Origin of the sequence: Cohnella sp. GCM10012308, assembly GCF_042649185.1 — a bacterium.
Taxonomy (GTDB): Bacteria; Bacillota; Bacilli; order Paenibacillales; family Paenibacillaceae; genus Cohnella.
The window spans coordinates 101422-116460 of record NZ_JBHRYU010000004.1; the positions used below are offsets into that span (position 1 = coordinate 101422).

Consider the following 15039-nt stretch of genomic DNA (forward strand, 5'->3'; position numbering starts at 1 on the left):
TCATCCCTGCAATCCTTTAACGAACGCGGCCAGCTCGACCACGCTTCCTTCCGTTCGCGACTTCTCCGCCGCGAAGGCCATCAGGTGGCTCTGAACCGACTGCTCCGCCGAGGTGCGGCCGCCGCGCGATCCTCCGCCTTCGCCGACCAGCCTGACGAAGTCCTGCATCAATCGCTCGTCCCCGCCGCCGTGGCCGACGTGACCGCCGGAGCCGCCCCAGGCGATTCGCTCCGTTTTCCCCGTGCCGAAGTGCAGCACTTCGATCGCGTCCTCCTCCATCGTGCCCCGGATCTCGCCCTTCGTCCCCATCAGCTTGATGCTGCGCCCGATGTCCCGCGTGAAGGCGCTCATCGTGAAGGCGGCAGTCGCGCCGCCTGCGAATTCCAGGTTAACGACCTGACGGTCGACGACGTCGTTGTCGCAGCGATAAACGCAGCGCCCGTAAGGGCCTTCGAGCAGCGCGCGATGCCGTGCATCGTAGCCCGGATCATCGCTGACGGCGGAGGTCGGCCAATCCGTGTTGTCCGTCAGATACAGCTTGGGCGCGTAGTAGAGACATTCGTCCGCGGCCGGACAGCCGTCCAGGCAGCGCTGCGGCGCGCCGGCCGGCGCATGCTCGGGTCGGAAGTGGCCGAGCGAGCCGAAGGAAGAGACGCGCACGCAGTCCGTCCCGGCCAGCCAGAGCAGGATGTCGAGATCGTGACAGGCCTTCGCCAGAATCATCGGACTGGCGTCCGCCGTCCGGCTCCAGTTGCCACGCACGAAGCTGTGCGCCTGGTGCCAGTAGCCTACATTCTCGTTGTGCACGATGTTCGTCAGCGTGCCGATCCGTCCCTCGTCCAGCAATGCTTTGATCGTGGAGAAAAAGTCGGTATACCGCAGCACGTGGCAGATCGAGAAGATCCGTCCGGCGCTCGCTGCAACCTCTCCGAGCCTCAGGCACTCCCCCGCATCGGGCGACATCGGCTTCTCCAGCAGGACATGATATCCCGCAGCCAGCGCCTTCATCGCCTGCTCGTAATGCTGCTTGTCCTGCGTGCAGATCAGCACGGCGTCCGCCAGCTTCGGACCTGCCAGCAGCTCGTCCGCGCTGTCGAAGCACAGCTCCGGCGCGATGCCGTGCGCCTGCGCGATCTGATGCTTCCGCGCGGCGTTCGGCTCCGCGACCGCGACGACTTGCATCTCCGCCGGATGATCGATCGCGTACGACGCATAATAAATCCCTCGCAGCCCCGCTCCGATCAGGGCGACCGTTACCTTGCCGTTCATCCTGCGGGCTCACTCCCTGCTCTTTTATACTTGTCCGTCCCCATCGCGCCGATCTGCGGCGTCCGGCCCGTCGGTTCGTGTCTCGGCTGCGCCTTCAACACCGAGCCGTCGGCGAGCCGAATCCATGTGTCGAAGCTCCGCTCGCCCTCGCGGAGCTCGATGACCCGCGCGCCCGGGAGGAAGGGCTTACCGAGATAGGCGTTGCGGGTCGTTCGTCCGTAGCAGAGCCGGATGCCGTGCCACTCGCCCCAATAATCGTGACCATGGTCGTGCCCGACGAACGTTCCCATGACGTCGCCCTGCTCGATCATCGCCGCGAACATGCCCGAGTTGATCCACGGCGCGCAGCAGAAGTCGGCATTGCGCTCCCCGTAGCAGACGCCGAAGTCCCATACGTCGTTGTATTCGGGCAGCGGGACATGGAAGAACGCGAGCGCGGGCAGCGGAACGCCGCCGTTGTCGCAGGCGAGCCGATGGGACGCTCTCGCGTACCAATCGATCTGGTCGCGGCGAATCCAGTCGTAGAAGCCCATCCGGCTGTATTCGAGCGGCGAATAGCTGCCGGAATCGAGGAAGTACAAGGCCGCCGCGGCTCTTTGCGCCCTCCCCTCTATCGTCAGGACGTAGTTGCCGGCCCCATGCACGCCAGGCGCGTCCGGCTTGGCCGCATTGCGCGGATACGTCAGCTGGATGGCATGCAGCTGTTCCCGCGTGACCGCCCCCTCCGAGTCGTGGTTCCCGAAGACCGCCGCCCAGGCTGTCTTCGTCCGTTCCGGCACCTCGCAGGCGCGACGGAACGCGGACGCCGGATCGGCATGGCCGGCCGAAGCGATCACGTCGCCCGTATAGACGACCAGATCCGGCTTCTCCGCTTCGATGATCTCAAGCATCATCCCGGTCATCCGCGCTTCTTCCTCGTCCAGATGTGCGAACTCGGGATCGGTGAATTGCACGATCCGGAACGTCCCGTCCGCTTTGAACCGCATCGATTTCATATGTGTAAAAGCCACCTCCGCAATCGCTTAACCGCGCTTCCGACGGCCGTTCCCGGTCCGCCGGCCTTGGTTACGCCATTAGCATATGAGCCCCTTTCCGCCGCGTCAATACGCGGTTCCGCCGATCGCGCAACAAGTCACGAGCGTGCCAAGATCAAGTCACCATCCTAGTAGTGACGCCGATCGGCCCCTTGCTATAATCGAGTCACCGCAACGGAAGCACAGAAAGGATGAGCCATTTGGCAGCGCTACCAACGATAGATTCGGCCCCGACCCAAGCGGATCTCCGCCGAGCCGTGCCCGTGTCCCGGGCACGAACGCTATGGAGGCAGATCAAGAAGTACAAAGCTCTGCTGCTCATGACGCTGCCCGGCGTCGTCTACTTGATCGTCAACAACTATATTCCGATGTACGGCGTAATTCTTGCCTTCAAAAACTTGAACTACGTACAGGGCATCTGGGGCAGCCCCTTCGTCGGCTTCGACAACTTCAAGTTTCTGTTCAATTCCCCGGACGCTTTCCTGATCACGCGCAATACGATCGCTTACAACGTCGCGTTCATCGTCTTCAATCTGATCCTGGCGCTGCTGACCGCGCTGCTCATCAACGAGATCAAGGACAAGTTCGTCGCCCGTTTCTACCAGAGCACCTTCCTGCTCCCCCACATCATCTCGATGGTCGTGGTCGCGTACCTGGTATACAGCTTCCTCAACACGGACAGCGGCCTCGTGAACCGGCAGATCGTCAAGTGGTTCGGCACGGACGCGATCTCCTGGTATACCGAGTCCCGCTACTGGCCTTACGTTCTCGTAATCGTCAACGCCTGGAAAAACGTAGGTTACTTGTCCATCATCTACTTTGCCGCCATCATCGGCATCGACAAGGAGTATTACGAAGCGGCGACGATCGACGGAGCCAGCAAGTGGAGGCAGATGACCCGGATCACGCTGCCGCTCATCTCGCCGGTCATCGTCGTCATGACGCTGCTCGCCATCAGCTCCATCATGCGCTCGGACTTCGGCCTGTTCTACCAGGTGCCGATGAACTCGGGACCGCTGCTGCCGACGACCAACACGATCGACACCTTCGTCTACCGGGCGATGGTCGGGTTCGGAGATATCGGAATGTCCGCCGCGGCCGGCTTGTACCAGTCCGTCGTCTGCTTCTTCCTGATCCTCGGCGCCAACCTGCTCGTCCGCCGAGTCAGCAAGCAAGACGCCCTATTCTAACGAGAGGAGGCACGATGCCGCATGCCGATTGCCAGCCGCTTGCGCAATCCATTCATACACTTGTTCTTCGTATTATTCGCCGTCGCGTCGCTCTTGCCGTTCGTACTCGTCTTCCTCGTATCGATCACCGACGAGCAGTCGATCGCCAAGCACGGCTACTCCTTGTTCCCGAGCAAGATCAACTTTGCCGCCTATAACTTCCTGTTCAACGACTTCTCGCAAATTGCCCGGTCCTACGGCGTCACCATTGTCTGTACGTTTATCGGCACGATTCTGAGCGTGCTGATCACGGCCCTGTTCGCCTACCCGCTGTCGCGCCCGGGGCTGCCGCTGAAGCGGACGCTGAGCTTCTTCCTGTTCTTCACGATGCTGTTCAGCGGCGGCATGGCGCCTTGGTATATCACCTACGTCACGATGTTCGGCATGAAAAACACGCTGATGTCCATGATCGTCCCGAACCTGCTGCTGAGCGCGTTCAACGTCCTGCTGATGCGCAGCTTTTTCGCCAACACGATACCGGAATCGATCGTCGAATCGGGCACCATCGACGGGGCGAGCGAATGGAAGATCTTCCTGAAGCTGATCGTGCCGCTGTCGGCGCCGATCGTCGCGACGATCGCCCTCTTCAATCTGCTGTCCTACTGGAACGATTGGTACAACTGCATGCTGTTCATCGACAAGGCCGGACTCATGAACATCCAGTATCTGATGACCAAGATGCTGCTGAACGTCCAGTTTCTGATCGAAAAATCGAGCTCCTCGAGCAATGCGGGAGAACTGCTGTCCAAGATGCCGACCGAGACCATTCGCATGGCACTCGCCATGATCGGCATCGCGCCTCTCTTGGTCGCGTATCCGTTCTTCCAGCGGTACTACATCAGCGGCATTACCAGCGGCGCGGTCAAAGGGTAATTCCCAGCGACCTGCCGTTGTCAAAGATTTATAGATGCTTAATACTAGAAGGTAGAGAAGGGAATGGGACACAGATGAAAAAATCGCAAGCAGTCATCACCCTCCTTGCGGGAGGAGCGCTGCTCCTGTCCGCGTGCGGCAACAATTCCGGCAACGGCAACGCCGCGGCGAATTCGCCGTCGGCTTCGGCCGGCTCCAGCGCGGGTTCCACCGCATCCGCTTCCGCTAGCGGAAACGATACGGCGGCGAATCTGAAACCGTACAAGCTGACGCTTGTCTATCCCGGTTCGGCCCCTGCCGACCTGCAGCTCGTTCAAGACGAGATGAGCAAGTACTTGACGGAGAAGATCAACGCCACGATCGAACTGAAGCCGATCGACTGGGGTTCCTGGCTCGACAAGACGAATCTGATGAAAATCTCCGGCGAGCAGTTCGACCTGATCTTCACGGCGAACTGGTACAACTACGCCATCGACGTATCGAAGGGTCAATTCCTCGAGCTGTCCGATCTGATGGAGAAGAACGGCAAGGACATCCCCGGCGTGCTCGGCGACGACTTCCTGAAGGGCGCCAAGATCAACGGCAAGCTGTTCGCGCTCCCGACCAAAAAGGAATTCGCCCAAGGCTTCGGCTTCCTGCTGAACAAGTCGCTCGTCGACAAGTATCAGTTCAATATCGAAGGCGTCAAGACGCTCGAAGACATGGAAGCGATGTTCAAGACAATCAAGGAGAAGGAGCCGGGCATCATCCCGATCGCCGGCAACAAATTCTCGCAGACCTGGGGAGCCGCCAACTACGACGGCGATCTGCCTCGCGACAGCAAGGAACTGAAGGTCATCGACAGGCTCACCGATTCTAAGTACATCGACTTCTTCAAACGGATGCGGCAGTGGAACCAAAACGGGTGGTTCGACAAGGACGTCGTCACCTCGAACGACAGCGACCAGGCCCAGAACCTGATCAAGGCCGGCAAGGCATTCGCTATCGGCCAGTCGCTTAAGCCGGGCAAGGACAAAGAGATGTCCGTTCAGCTCGGCATCCCGCTCGTTCAAGTCGAGACGGCCGTGCCGTATACGACGACCGGGGAAGCGCAAGGCGCCATGCTCGCCATCTCCCGCACCTCCGGCGATGCGGACCGGGCGATGATGTTCCTGAACCTGCTGTATACCGATTCGAAGCTGCTCAATATGCTGGATTGGGGCATCGAAGGCAAGCACTACGTCAAAAAATCGGATAACGTCATCGATTATCCGGAAGGCGTGGACGGACAGAACTCGGGTTACCCGACGCCGGGCGGCTGGATGTTCGGCAATCAGTTCAACTCGTACCTGTGGGCCAACGAGGATCCGGACAAGTGGGCGCAATTCGAAAAGTTCAACGGAAGCTCCGAAAAATCGCTCGCCCTCGGCTTCACCTTCGATCCGACGCCGGTCAAGTCGGAGAAGGCGGCGCTTGAGAACGTCGACAAAGAATTCATCAACGTGCTGAACTCGGGCGCGGTCGATGTCGACGCCACGGTCGCCAAGTACAAGGCGAAGCGGGATGCGGCAGGGTTCCAGAAGGTGCTCGCCGAAGAGCAGCGCCAGATGGACGAGTGGGCGAAGTCGCAAGGCAAATAAGATGGCAGGAGCTGGGGCGCGCCCCAGCTCCATTTCCCTTTCTCTTTCCTGTCCCCCCGCGGGGAGTTGTGCCATAATGACTAGAAAACGCCCGGGGGTTGAAGATGAATCCGAAACGATCGCTTCGCTCGATGTTGACCGTCGGCTTCGCCGCGATCGCGCTGCCTCTCGTCTGCCTGCTGCTATACAGCAATCATACGGCCTCCGACGCGCTGCGCGGGCAGGCGGCCGAGGCCAACAAGAACATGATCACCCTCTACGCCAACCAGATTCAGGCCGTTCTGGGCAACGAATCGAAATATTTATACGACCTGGCTTCCTACAACTCCGACATTTTGTCGCTGGACGGGTTGATCGACGACTCCACCGAATATACGCTGGCCAAGGTGCGGATCCGGAACAGCCTGCAGCAATACATTCGCTTTAACAGCGGCGTGGACATCCAATTCGCTTACCATGCCGCATACCGGGACCTCATTGCAACGAATTACAACACCGGCTCTTACGAGGAGACGGCTGCGATAGAGTCGTGCCTGAACGGGATGCTCGCTTCCGCGAAGCCCGGCGATCCGAGCTTCTCCGGATGGAAGGAGCTGCGCTGCGGCGACGTCGACAGCCTGGTCCGCCTCGTGGATACCGGCTACGGCGTATATTTGGGCGGCTGGGCGCGTCTCGATCATCTGATGGTGCCGCTCGAGCTGATCCAGCTCGGCGGGGGCGGCTTCGCCGCTTTCGCGGACCGGCAGGGCCGGCTCATCTCGGGCACGTTCGACGCCGAACGTCTCGAAGATGTTCCCGTCGTCGACTCCCGGCAGGACTACCAACGGATTCGAGGAACGCATGGAACCTATATTGCGGTCAGCAACCCGGTCGCTACGACGGACGTCGGGCTGGCCGCGTTCATTCCCGAAGAGCGGATGCTGCAGAACCTGTCCTGGTTCCGCAAGTTCATCGCCTGGCTGCCTTTCTTTGCCGTCGCCCTGCTCTTGCTCTACCTGCTCTACTTGAACAATATCATCATCAAGCCGATGAACGGCTTGCTCAAGGGCATGCGTACGCTGACGCGCGGGGATTGGAAGATCCGGCTGGGCAATACCGGCTCAAGGGAATTCAACGCCTTGAACGACGCATTTAACGGCATGGCCAATGAGATCCAGGATCTGAAGATTCACGTCTACGAGGAACAGATCCGGACGCACAAGGCCGAGCTGAAGCATCTGCAGCTCCAGATCAACCCCCACTTCCTGCTCAACAGCATCAACGTCGTCTACAACCTGGCGCAGTTAAAAAACTACGAGATCATCCAATCGATGTGTCTCAATCTGGTCAAGTACTTCCGGTTCACGACGCAGACGAACCAGCCGTTCGTGACGCTGTCCGAGGAGCTCGATCATATGGACAGCTACTTGCGCATTCAGCAGCTTCGCTTCCCCGGCAGGATCACGTTCCGGATCGGCTTGGAGGAAGAAGCGCGCGAAGTCCGGCTTCCGCCGCTGATCGTGCAGCCCTTTATCGAAAACGCGATCAAATACGGCTTCGACTTCATGGAGGAGCCCTTTCATATCGAGATTCAGGCGACGCTCGCCGAAGGCGGCCGGCGCTGCCTCATCCGAATCGCCGACAACGGCTGCGGATTCCCGGAGGATGTGCTGAACGCCATGCGAAGCGGGGATTACTTCCGCAGGTCCGACGGCAATCATCTCGGCATCTGGAACTGCTACCATCGCCTGCAGCTGCTGTACGGGCCCGAGGCGAAGCTGTCGTGCGGGAACGCCGCGGAAGGCGGGGCGCTGATCGAGCTGACGGTTCCCGCCGAGCTGTCCGATTCCTCCGCCAGCCTTTTGCACGCCTAAGAAGCGACCGATCAATGGGGGGATTTGACCGTGAACGTATTGATTGTCGACGATGAGATGTATGCCGTACTGGGAATGAAGGACGCGATCGACTGGGAATCGCTCGGCGTCGCGGCCGTTTACGAAGCCTATAATATGAAGCAAGCCATAAGCCGCTTCGAAGCGCAGACGATCGATATCATGATCTGCGATATCGAGATGCCGAAGGGAACCGGGCTCGACCTGCTGGAATGGGTGAACGAGCATTCGCCGGATACGGAGACGATCTTCCTGACGGCCCACGGGGACTTCCGCTTCATGCAGCGGGCCATTCAATTGAGCAGCTTCGACTATATGATGAAGCCGGTCGAATTCCCCGCCTTGGAGGCGACCGTCCGGCGCGCGATGGAGACGGTGGAGAGCCGCCGGAACGAGCGGATTCGCAACGAGAGCTACAAGCCGTACTACGAGCTGTGGAACCGCAAAAAAATGCTGCTGAGCGAGCGCTTCTGGTACGACCTGCTGGCGCAGCGCGTCGTCATCGACGCGTCGTCCGCGGCGGCGACGGCTGCCGAATACGGCGTTCAGCTGCGCGAGGGCGACCGGCTGCTGCCGATTCTGGTCAGCGTGGAAAATTGGATGCGGGAGCTAACCACGCGGGACGAGGAAGTCATGGAGTACGCCGTTCGCCAATCGGCCCTGGAGATGCTGATTGCCGACGCCCGGGGCGAGGTCGTCCAGACGAAGCAGGGCGTGACGATCGCCCTCCTTTTCCTCTCGCCCGACGAAGAAGCCCAGCTGTCTTCGGGCCGGATCGGCGGCGCCTGCCAGGAATATATTGCGGCCTGCCGGCAGTACTTGAACTGCCAGCTATCGTGCTACATCGGAGAGCCGACGGCGCCGCACGAGCTCGCCGCCATGTACAAGGCGCTCCTCGCCATGGAGTTCAACAACCTGAGCGAAGCCAACCAGCTCAACCGGCTGTCCGAGCTGCCGCATGAACCGGCGTCCGGCCTGCGGCCGCCGCTGCCCGACTTCGCCGTATGGTCGCAGCTGCTCGAGCTCGGCAAGGCCGACGAGCTGATCCGGGAGCTGCGCGGCAGCCTTCGGGAGCTGGGGGCGGATCGGCGGTTCGGGGCGGACGCCCTCCAGGCGTTCTACCAGGGATTCCAGCAGATGATTCATTACCATCTGCAGAAGAAGGGGCTGTCGGCCAGCCAGCTGCTGCAGGGCGGCGACGGCCTCGTGCAAGGCGCCTCGCCTCCGCGGACGCTGGAGCAGATGGAAAAGTACGGCTCGGAGTGGATCGGCGCCATTCACCGCAGCCTGTTCCAGAACGAGTCGGTCGTCCAGCGTCTTCGCGCCTACATTGCCGATCATCTGGGCGAGAACGTCACCCGCGAGATGCTGGCCGAATACGTTCACTTGAACCCGGCGTACTTGTCCCGACTTTTCAAGAAGGAGACGGGCCTCAGCATCACCGACTACCTGCTCGGCGAACGCATGCGGATGGCGAGGGAGCTCATCTCCCGCTCCGCGCTCCCGATCTCCGAGATCGCCCGGACGCTCGGGTACAACAACTTCTCATACTTTTCCCGGATGTTCCGGAAGGTGTATCACGCCAACCCGCAGCAGTTCCGCAAGCAAGCGGGGTTTGCGTCGGATAACGGGACATGAGCGTCGTGAATGGTTGGCCGATAGGCAGAAAAAGGACCGTGGAGAATGGCTCCATGGTCCTTTTTTTCGCCGCGCAACCCGGGTCGTCTCACTACGAGAGGCGATCGTTCCGCCGGGCACGCGTTTGGCTTCATCGCCTTCTATACGAGAGGCGATTGTCCCGCTGGGCACGCGTTTGGCCTCATCGCCTTCTATATTAGAGGCGATGGCCACGCTGGGCGTGCGCTTGGCTACATCGCCTTCTATACGAGAGGCGATTGCTCCGCTGGGCACGCGTTTGGCCTCATCGCCTTCTCTACGAGAGGCGATGGCCACGCTGGGCACGCGCTTTGCTTCATCGCCTTCTCTACGAGAGGCGATTGTCACGCTGGGCACGCGTTTGGCCTCATCGCCTTCTCTACGAGAGGCGATTGCCACGCTGGGTACGCGTTTGGGCTCATCGCCTTCTCTACGAGAGGCGATTGCCACGCCGGGCACGCGCCTGACTTCATCGCCTTCTATACGAGAGGCGATTGCCACGCTGGGCACGCGTTTGGCCTCATCGCCTTCTCTACGAGAGGCGATTGCCACGCTGGGCACGCGCTTGGCCTCATCGCCTTCTATATGAGAGGCGATGGCCACGCTGGGCACGCGCTTTGCTTCATCGCCTTCTCTACGAGAGGCGATTGCCACGCTGGGCGCGCGTTTGGCCTCATCGCCTTCTATACGAGAGGCGATTGCCACGCTGGGCGCGCGTTTGGCCTCATCGCCTTCTATACGAGAGGCGATTGCTCCGCTAGGCACGCGCTTGGCCTCATCGCCTTCTATATGAGAGGCGATGGCCACGCTGGGCGTGCGCTTGGCTACATCGCCTTCTCTACGAGAGGCGATTGCTCCGCTGGGCACGCGCCTGACTTCATCACCTTCCCTACGAGAGGCGATCGCCCCGACGGACTCGCAAGCTGGCGCGAGTATGTATCCGCATCCCGTCGCCTACGCGCGTCCGGATAAGCTCGACTTGATCCGCTCGTTGACCCGCTCCCGCAGCGACAGCAGCCAGTCCGCGTCCCGCGGGTAGTCATCGAACGTGATTGCCTGCGTCAAGCCTTCCTCGACGAGCCGCAGCGTCTCTTCCTTGCCGATCTTCGACTCCAGCAGCCGCAGCGCCCTGAGATCCTGCAGGGCTTCGTGCAGCACGACAAGCCGGAGCGATTCGAGCGGTCCGTCCTCGCCGGGATAGACGACGAACGCGTCGCCGGACGGGAAGGCACATCCCGCGTCCGTCACCTTGTACGGGTCGATCGGGTACTTGGAAAATTGCGAGTTCCAGAAGTTATAGCCCCAATGCAGGAAGCCGGCCGCATTGAATTTGTAGAGCTGGATGCCGAGTATGCGGTTGCGGTAGGACGGCATGTGGAAAAATCGGTTCGCCACCTTCTTGTTCTGCGAAACGCAGTAATACGTCCACAGCGGCTCCACGCCCTGCTCGATGAACGGCTTCACGTGATCGCTCGCCGGAATCGGGATGTCGACCGCGCCCGTCGCGTAAAAGTCGTAGTCGGACAGCGCGTCGATGACCGGGAAGCCCGCCAGATGGCCGCGAATCATCTCGCTCGCCGCCCGGTAGTCTTCCAGCGCCGCCATGGACGGCTCGTCGGAGATGTGGAAGTAGCTGCGCTCCTTCAGACCGTGCTGATCGATAAAGGCGACCAGCTCCGGGAGGAACGCGTCCAGGAAGCCTCGGTACGCCGCCCCGCCCGCATCCGTCTCCCAGCCGAACAGCCGCTTGTAGGTTCCGTTTTCCGTGCCCATGATCTTGGGCGCGTGCTTCGCCCCCCACTGCGTGAAGAGGTGGGAAAATTCGAAGTACTCGACGCCGCTCGACAGACAGAGCTCCACCCAGCGCCGCAGCTTGTCGAAGGCGAATCGGTAGCCGTCCCCGGTCCGCTCGACGTCGACCAGCTGCACCGTCGCTCGCTCGCCGCCGATCTCGGTGTCGAGCGGAGGCGTGAATAACGGCGTCAGCAGCATATTGATGCCGTTCCGGACGGCGGTCCGGATATACTTGCCGAGCAGCTCCCATAGCCTCTCGCTCCAAACGTCCTCCCGGTAGTAGGAAGCGATGCAATCGACGTGGAACCATTCGGTATGGATGAGTCGTTGAGACGGAAGCGATGCCGCGACAACCTCCAGCTCGAACGTCTCGTTCCCCGCGACTTCGCCATTTTCTTGCATGAAGCGAATCTCGATCGGGTACGTGCCCGGATCGACCGACTCATCGATATCGACCGTCACCCAGAGCGAGCGCCATTGACCGGGCAGCGCAGCGAAGCCGTTCCCGGCGCGAGTAGGGTATAGCGGGTCGGGATACAGCCCCGGCGTCGTCCGCAGCACATCATCGTCATGATCTGCATGGCATGGCAACTCCGAAGGGACGAGTCCGACGGCCCGGACGGAGATGCGCGGCGCCAGATCGGAGATGACGCTGGTCGACAACGGCTTCAGCAGCGCGTCCGAACGGTAAGCCACCTGGTAGGAGAATCGTTCCTTCCGGAGCGCGGATCCCCGGCCGACGCGGGCGTCTCGGAGCTCCTCGTCCGCGAACACTTTCGATAGCGAGCTTAAGCATCGGGTTTGAAGCGAATTATGACTCATAGGGCGTTAAGCCGCCTTTCGTTTCAGTTTAGAGCCGTGCATTCAACAGTATACAGCCGTACATTCAACAGTTTAAAGCAATACGTTTTTCAGTTTAATGCAATACGTTCTTCAGGTTAATGCCGTGCGTTCACCGGCATCTCGAAGCCTGCCCGCTCCAGCAGTTCCCGCCATGTCCGCACGCCGGCGTCGCGATTGCCGTAGAATATAGGGTTCGTGAATGCTTGCAGCGCACCTTCCGGATCGCGGATCTCAAGGCGTGCCCACCGGTAGGCCTCGCCTCTCCAGTCGAGCTCAATCTGGAAAGTCTGATCCGGCGCTTCGATCGGGAGCGACGACCGAAGGCCGCCGTTTTCGATGACGTTCACCGCCCCCGCGTCCAGGCCGCTTACGGCCAGCCGGACGCGAACCTTCCCGTCCTCCGACTCGTCCACCGCCTCCGTCGTATCGCCGCCCAGCTGCAGCGGGCGCCTTCCCGCGGCGACTTCGATTCCGAGCACGGGTCCGAGCGATACGTATGCCCGCCCGGCCCGGGCTGCGTTCACGATCGCCGATGCCGACAGCGTCTCCGCTTCGACGTAGGTGGCCGGCAGGCCGATCCTCTCCCCATGCGGAGCATCCGCATCGCCTTCCTTCGGCGCGCCGTGCACGTCCGACCCGCCCAATCCTGTGAGCCTAACGCCTTCATTCCAGGCCGCGCTCCAGACGACGAGCATCTTCTCGGTGTTGGCGCCGTCCGTCGGCGTATTGACGATCTCCAGCGCATCCAGCTCGGAGAGCGGCGTATCCGCGAACATCCACGCCCATGGAACGGTCAGCGGATGGTTTAGCGAACGTAGTGCCCCCCGCCTCCCGGCTTCGGCCATGAGTCTGTCCATGCCCTCCTGCGTGCCGATTCCGCCGTCCAGCGACGCATGCCGCCAGTCCGGCCAGCGGTCCAGACCGATCGCGTTCCAGTCGCCCCGGCCGAACGAGGTGATCTCGATGCCCGGGATGACGCGCACGCCGCTCTTCGGCCATCGGTAAGGCATAATATTATGGTCGGTAATCGCGAAGAAATCGAGGCCGCGGACAGCTGCCTGCCCAGTCAGCTGTCCGGCCGTCATCTCGCCGTCCGACAACGCCGTGTGCGTGTGAAAGTCTCCCCTGTACCAGCGGCGCCCTCCTTCTCGGCTCTCGGTCCAATCGTAGCGGTTCAGCACGTAGGCGCCGCCATCGCTGCCGCCAGCCGAATGTTCGGTATGTCCGTCGGACCAAACGTCCCATTCTTCTTCAGTCGGGCCTTCGGCCGCCTCAGGCAACGCTCCGCTGCCCGTCCTCCATGTCAGGGAGAGCGTCTTGGGCTTGCCCCGCACGAACTCGATATGCCACTCTCCGGACGGAATGTCGCCGGGGATGGCCAGCTCGCTCGTGCGCAGAGGGTTCCGGTGAATGGTCACCGCTCCGACACGGTTGACGTCCAGATAAGAGAACCGGATCCGGCCCTCCGAATCCCAGACGTTCATAAAAATCCAGCTTTCGTGGCGGTCGAACTCAAACGAAAACTGGAGCCACTCCGCGCGCTCTTCGACTCGGAACGAGGTCCGTTCCGGAGCCGGGTCACAAACGATCCGATTCGATTTCATCTGCCGCTCTCCTTCGTACCATGAATGGTTTTCCGTACGCCATGCCGACCGCAATGAACAGCATCGCGCACAGGATATAAGTTGCCTCCAGCCCATACTGCGCGCCGACTGCACCGAAGACGACGACGGGACCGATCGCCGCCCCCAGGTCGGTCGACACCGAGTACGCCGTCATCACCTTGGCGGCGGACCCGGTCCGGACGGCATCCGCCGCCATGGCGTCCATGATCGTGCCGAGCGTCGTGGCGGTCGCCATCGCGAGGAGGACGGCCGCGACCCAACAAACGAGCGGCATCTCCCAAGGGATGAACGCATAGGCGGCCGCTGCCCCCAGAAGCGACAGCAGGAGCCAAGGCAGCCTGCCCCCCGGGCCGTCCGTACGGCGCCCGATCCAGCTGGCCAAGAACGGCTCCCATGCGCAGCGCAAGGCGGTGAGCGCACCGCCGATCGCCGTGCTCCCGGCCGCGAGCCCGGCGAACGAAGCGGCCGTCGCGTAGTTCTTATCGATGACATACGTCAGCGTCGCTCCGAAGACGGCCTGCGCCAACGCGACGACGAGTCCGCAGAGCACGATCTTCGTCACCGGAATCGTCCACAGCGGCCCCTCCGGATGGCTCGCCGAATGGCGAAGGCCGGCCCGCGCATCCCCGGACGCCTTCGTCCGGACCGCGGCGGCCACGAGCGGGAGTCCGACCAGCGCCAGCGCGCCGAACGCGATCCCGACAGGCCGCAGGCCGATCTGCGGGACGAGCAGACCGCCGACCAGGACTCCGGCCAGGCTGCCGAGCCGCCAGACACCGTTGTATCGCCCCATCAACCGGCCGCGGTTCGAAGCGTCGGAGGTCTCGATGACCGTCAGATAGCCGCCGATCCGCAGCAGCGACCAGGCGATGCCCCAGACGGCTCGAAGCGCGAGCCAAACGGCGAATCCGCGGCCGACGCCGTAGCCGATCGTCGTCGCGGCGCCGAGCAGCACGGCGACGTACAGTCCCATTTTCAGCGACATATGCCTGTACAGCCAGCCGATCAAGGGGTTGAGCGGCAGCCGGACGAGGCGGTTCACGGCCAGCAGCGCGCCGACTTGCCACAACGAATCGAGCCCCGCCTCTCTCCAATAGACGGGCAGCACCATGTAGACCATCGAATCTCCCAATAAGGCGGCGGCGGTCACGAGCCCGACCGCGGCGATCGTCCGCTCCCCGTCGTTCTTGCCCATGAAGTTCACGCGGCACGGTCCCGGTACGGCG

10 protein-coding genes are annotated in these 15039 nt (G+C 61.7%); 5 read left to right on the forward strand and 5 right to left on the reverse strand.

What is annotated here, in order from left to right; translation table 11 throughout:
- Positions 1–1269 (reverse strand): Gfo/Idh/MocA family protein, encoded by a 1269-nt coding sequence (locus ACFOTD_RS07315; protein ID WP_378117224.1) that lies wholly within the window; start codon positions 1267–1269, stop codon positions 1–3.
- Positions 1266–2264 (reverse strand): metallophosphoesterase family protein, encoded by a 999-nt coding sequence (locus tag ACFOTD_RS07320; protein ID WP_378117226.1) that lies wholly within the window; start codon positions 2262–2264, stop codon positions 1266–1268. The genes ACFOTD_RS07315 and ACFOTD_RS07320 overlap by 4 nt, the downstream gene beginning before the upstream one ends.
- Before the next feature lie 302 nt (positions 2265–2566).
- Between ACFOTD_RS07320 and ACFOTD_RS07325 the strand changes: the two genes are divergently transcribed.
- The 5 genes from ACFOTD_RS07325 (at position 2567) to ACFOTD_RS07345 (ending at position 9533) form a co-directional block, all read left to right on the forward strand.
- Positions 2567–3493, forward strand: coding sequence for an ABC transporter permease (locus ACFOTD_RS07325; RefSeq protein WP_378117228.1), 927 nt, complete (start codon positions 2567–2569; stop codon positions 3491–3493).
- 21 nt (positions 3494–3514) lie between these two features.
- Positions 3515–4405, forward strand: coding sequence for a carbohydrate ABC transporter permease (locus ACFOTD_RS07330; protein ID WP_378117230.1), 891 nt, complete (start codon positions 3515–3517; stop codon positions 4403–4405).
- A gap of 74 nt (positions 4406–4479) precedes the next feature.
- The gene (locus ACFOTD_RS07335; RefSeq protein ID WP_378117231.1) at positions 4480–6024 is read left to right on the forward strand and encodes an ABC transporter substrate-binding protein; all 1545 of its coding nucleotides are present in this window, start codon (positions 4480–4482) and stop codon (positions 6022–6024) included.
- Between the two features lie 104 nt (positions 6025–6128).
- The gene (locus tag ACFOTD_RS07340) at positions 6129–7877 is read left to right on the forward strand and encodes a sensor histidine kinase (RefSeq protein WP_378117233.1); all 1749 of its coding nucleotides are present in this window, start codon (positions 6129–6131) and stop codon (positions 7875–7877) included.
- Positions 7878–7907: 30 nt separating this feature from the next.
- Positions 7908–9533, forward strand: coding sequence for a response regulator (locus tag ACFOTD_RS07345; RefSeq protein ID WP_378117235.1), 1626 nt, complete (start codon positions 7908–7910; stop codon positions 9531–9533).
- 972 nt (positions 9534–10505) lie between these two features.
- On the opposite strand, the gene ACFOTD_RS07350 is transcribed toward ACFOTD_RS07345, so the two are convergent.
- The 3 genes from ACFOTD_RS07350 to ACFOTD_RS07360 all read right to left on the reverse strand — a co-directional run bounded on the left by ACFOTD_RS07350 (position 10506) and on the right by ACFOTD_RS07360 (position 15008).
- Positions 10506–12167 (reverse strand): DUF4091 domain-containing protein, encoded by a 1662-nt coding sequence (locus ACFOTD_RS07350; RefSeq protein ID WP_378117237.1) that lies wholly within the window; start codon positions 12165–12167, stop codon positions 10506–10508.
- A 116-nt stretch (positions 12168–12283) separates the two neighbouring features.
- Positions 12284–13792: a CehA/McbA family metallohydrolase gene (locus tag ACFOTD_RS07355; RefSeq protein ID WP_378117239.1), complete on the reverse strand. Its 1509-nt coding sequence runs from the start codon at positions 13790–13792 to the stop codon at positions 12284–12286.
- Entirely contained in the window at positions 13767–15008 is a 1242-nt protein-coding gene (locus ACFOTD_RS07360) for an MFS transporter (protein WP_378117570.1), read from the reverse strand. Before ACFOTD_RS07360 ends, ACFOTD_RS07355 begins: the two co-directional genes overlap by 26 nt.
- Between the last annotated feature and the right edge of the window lie 31 nt (positions 15009–15039).

What these genes read in the sequence shown, in the direction of transcription:
- ACFOTD_RS07315 (WP_378117224.1), bottom strand. Translation starts at nt 1,269, where the DNA reads ATGAACGGCAAGGTAACGGTCGCCCTGATCGGAGCGGGGCTGCGAGGG.
- ACFOTD_RS07320 (WP_378117226.1), bottom strand. Translation starts at nt 2,264, where the DNA reads ATGAAATCGATGCGGTTCAAAGCGGACGGGACGTTCCGGATCGTGCAA.
- ACFOTD_RS07330 (WP_378117230.1), top strand. Translation starts at nt 3,515, where the DNA reads ATGCCGATTGCCAGCCGCTTGCGCAATCCATTCATACACTTGTTCTTC.
- ACFOTD_RS07335 (WP_378117231.1), top strand. Translation starts at nt 4,480, where the DNA reads ATGAAAAAATCGCAAGCAGTCATCACCCTCCTTGCGGGAGGAGCGCTG.
- ACFOTD_RS07340 (WP_378117233.1), top strand. Translation starts at nt 6,129, where the DNA reads ATGAATCCGAAACGATCGCTTCGCTCGATGTTGACCGTCGGCTTCGCC.
- ACFOTD_RS07350 (WP_378117237.1), bottom strand. Translation starts at nt 12,167, where the DNA reads ATGAGTCATAATTCGCTTCAAACCCGATGCTTAAGCTCGCTATCGAAA.
- ACFOTD_RS07355 (WP_378117239.1), bottom strand. Translation starts at nt 13,792, where the DNA reads ATGAAATCGAATCGGATCGTTTGTGACCCGGCTCCGGAACGGACCTCG.
- ACFOTD_RS07360 (WP_378117570.1), bottom strand. Translation starts at nt 15,008, where the DNA reads ATGGGCAAGAACGACGGGGAGCGGACGATCGCCGCGGTCGGGCTCGTG.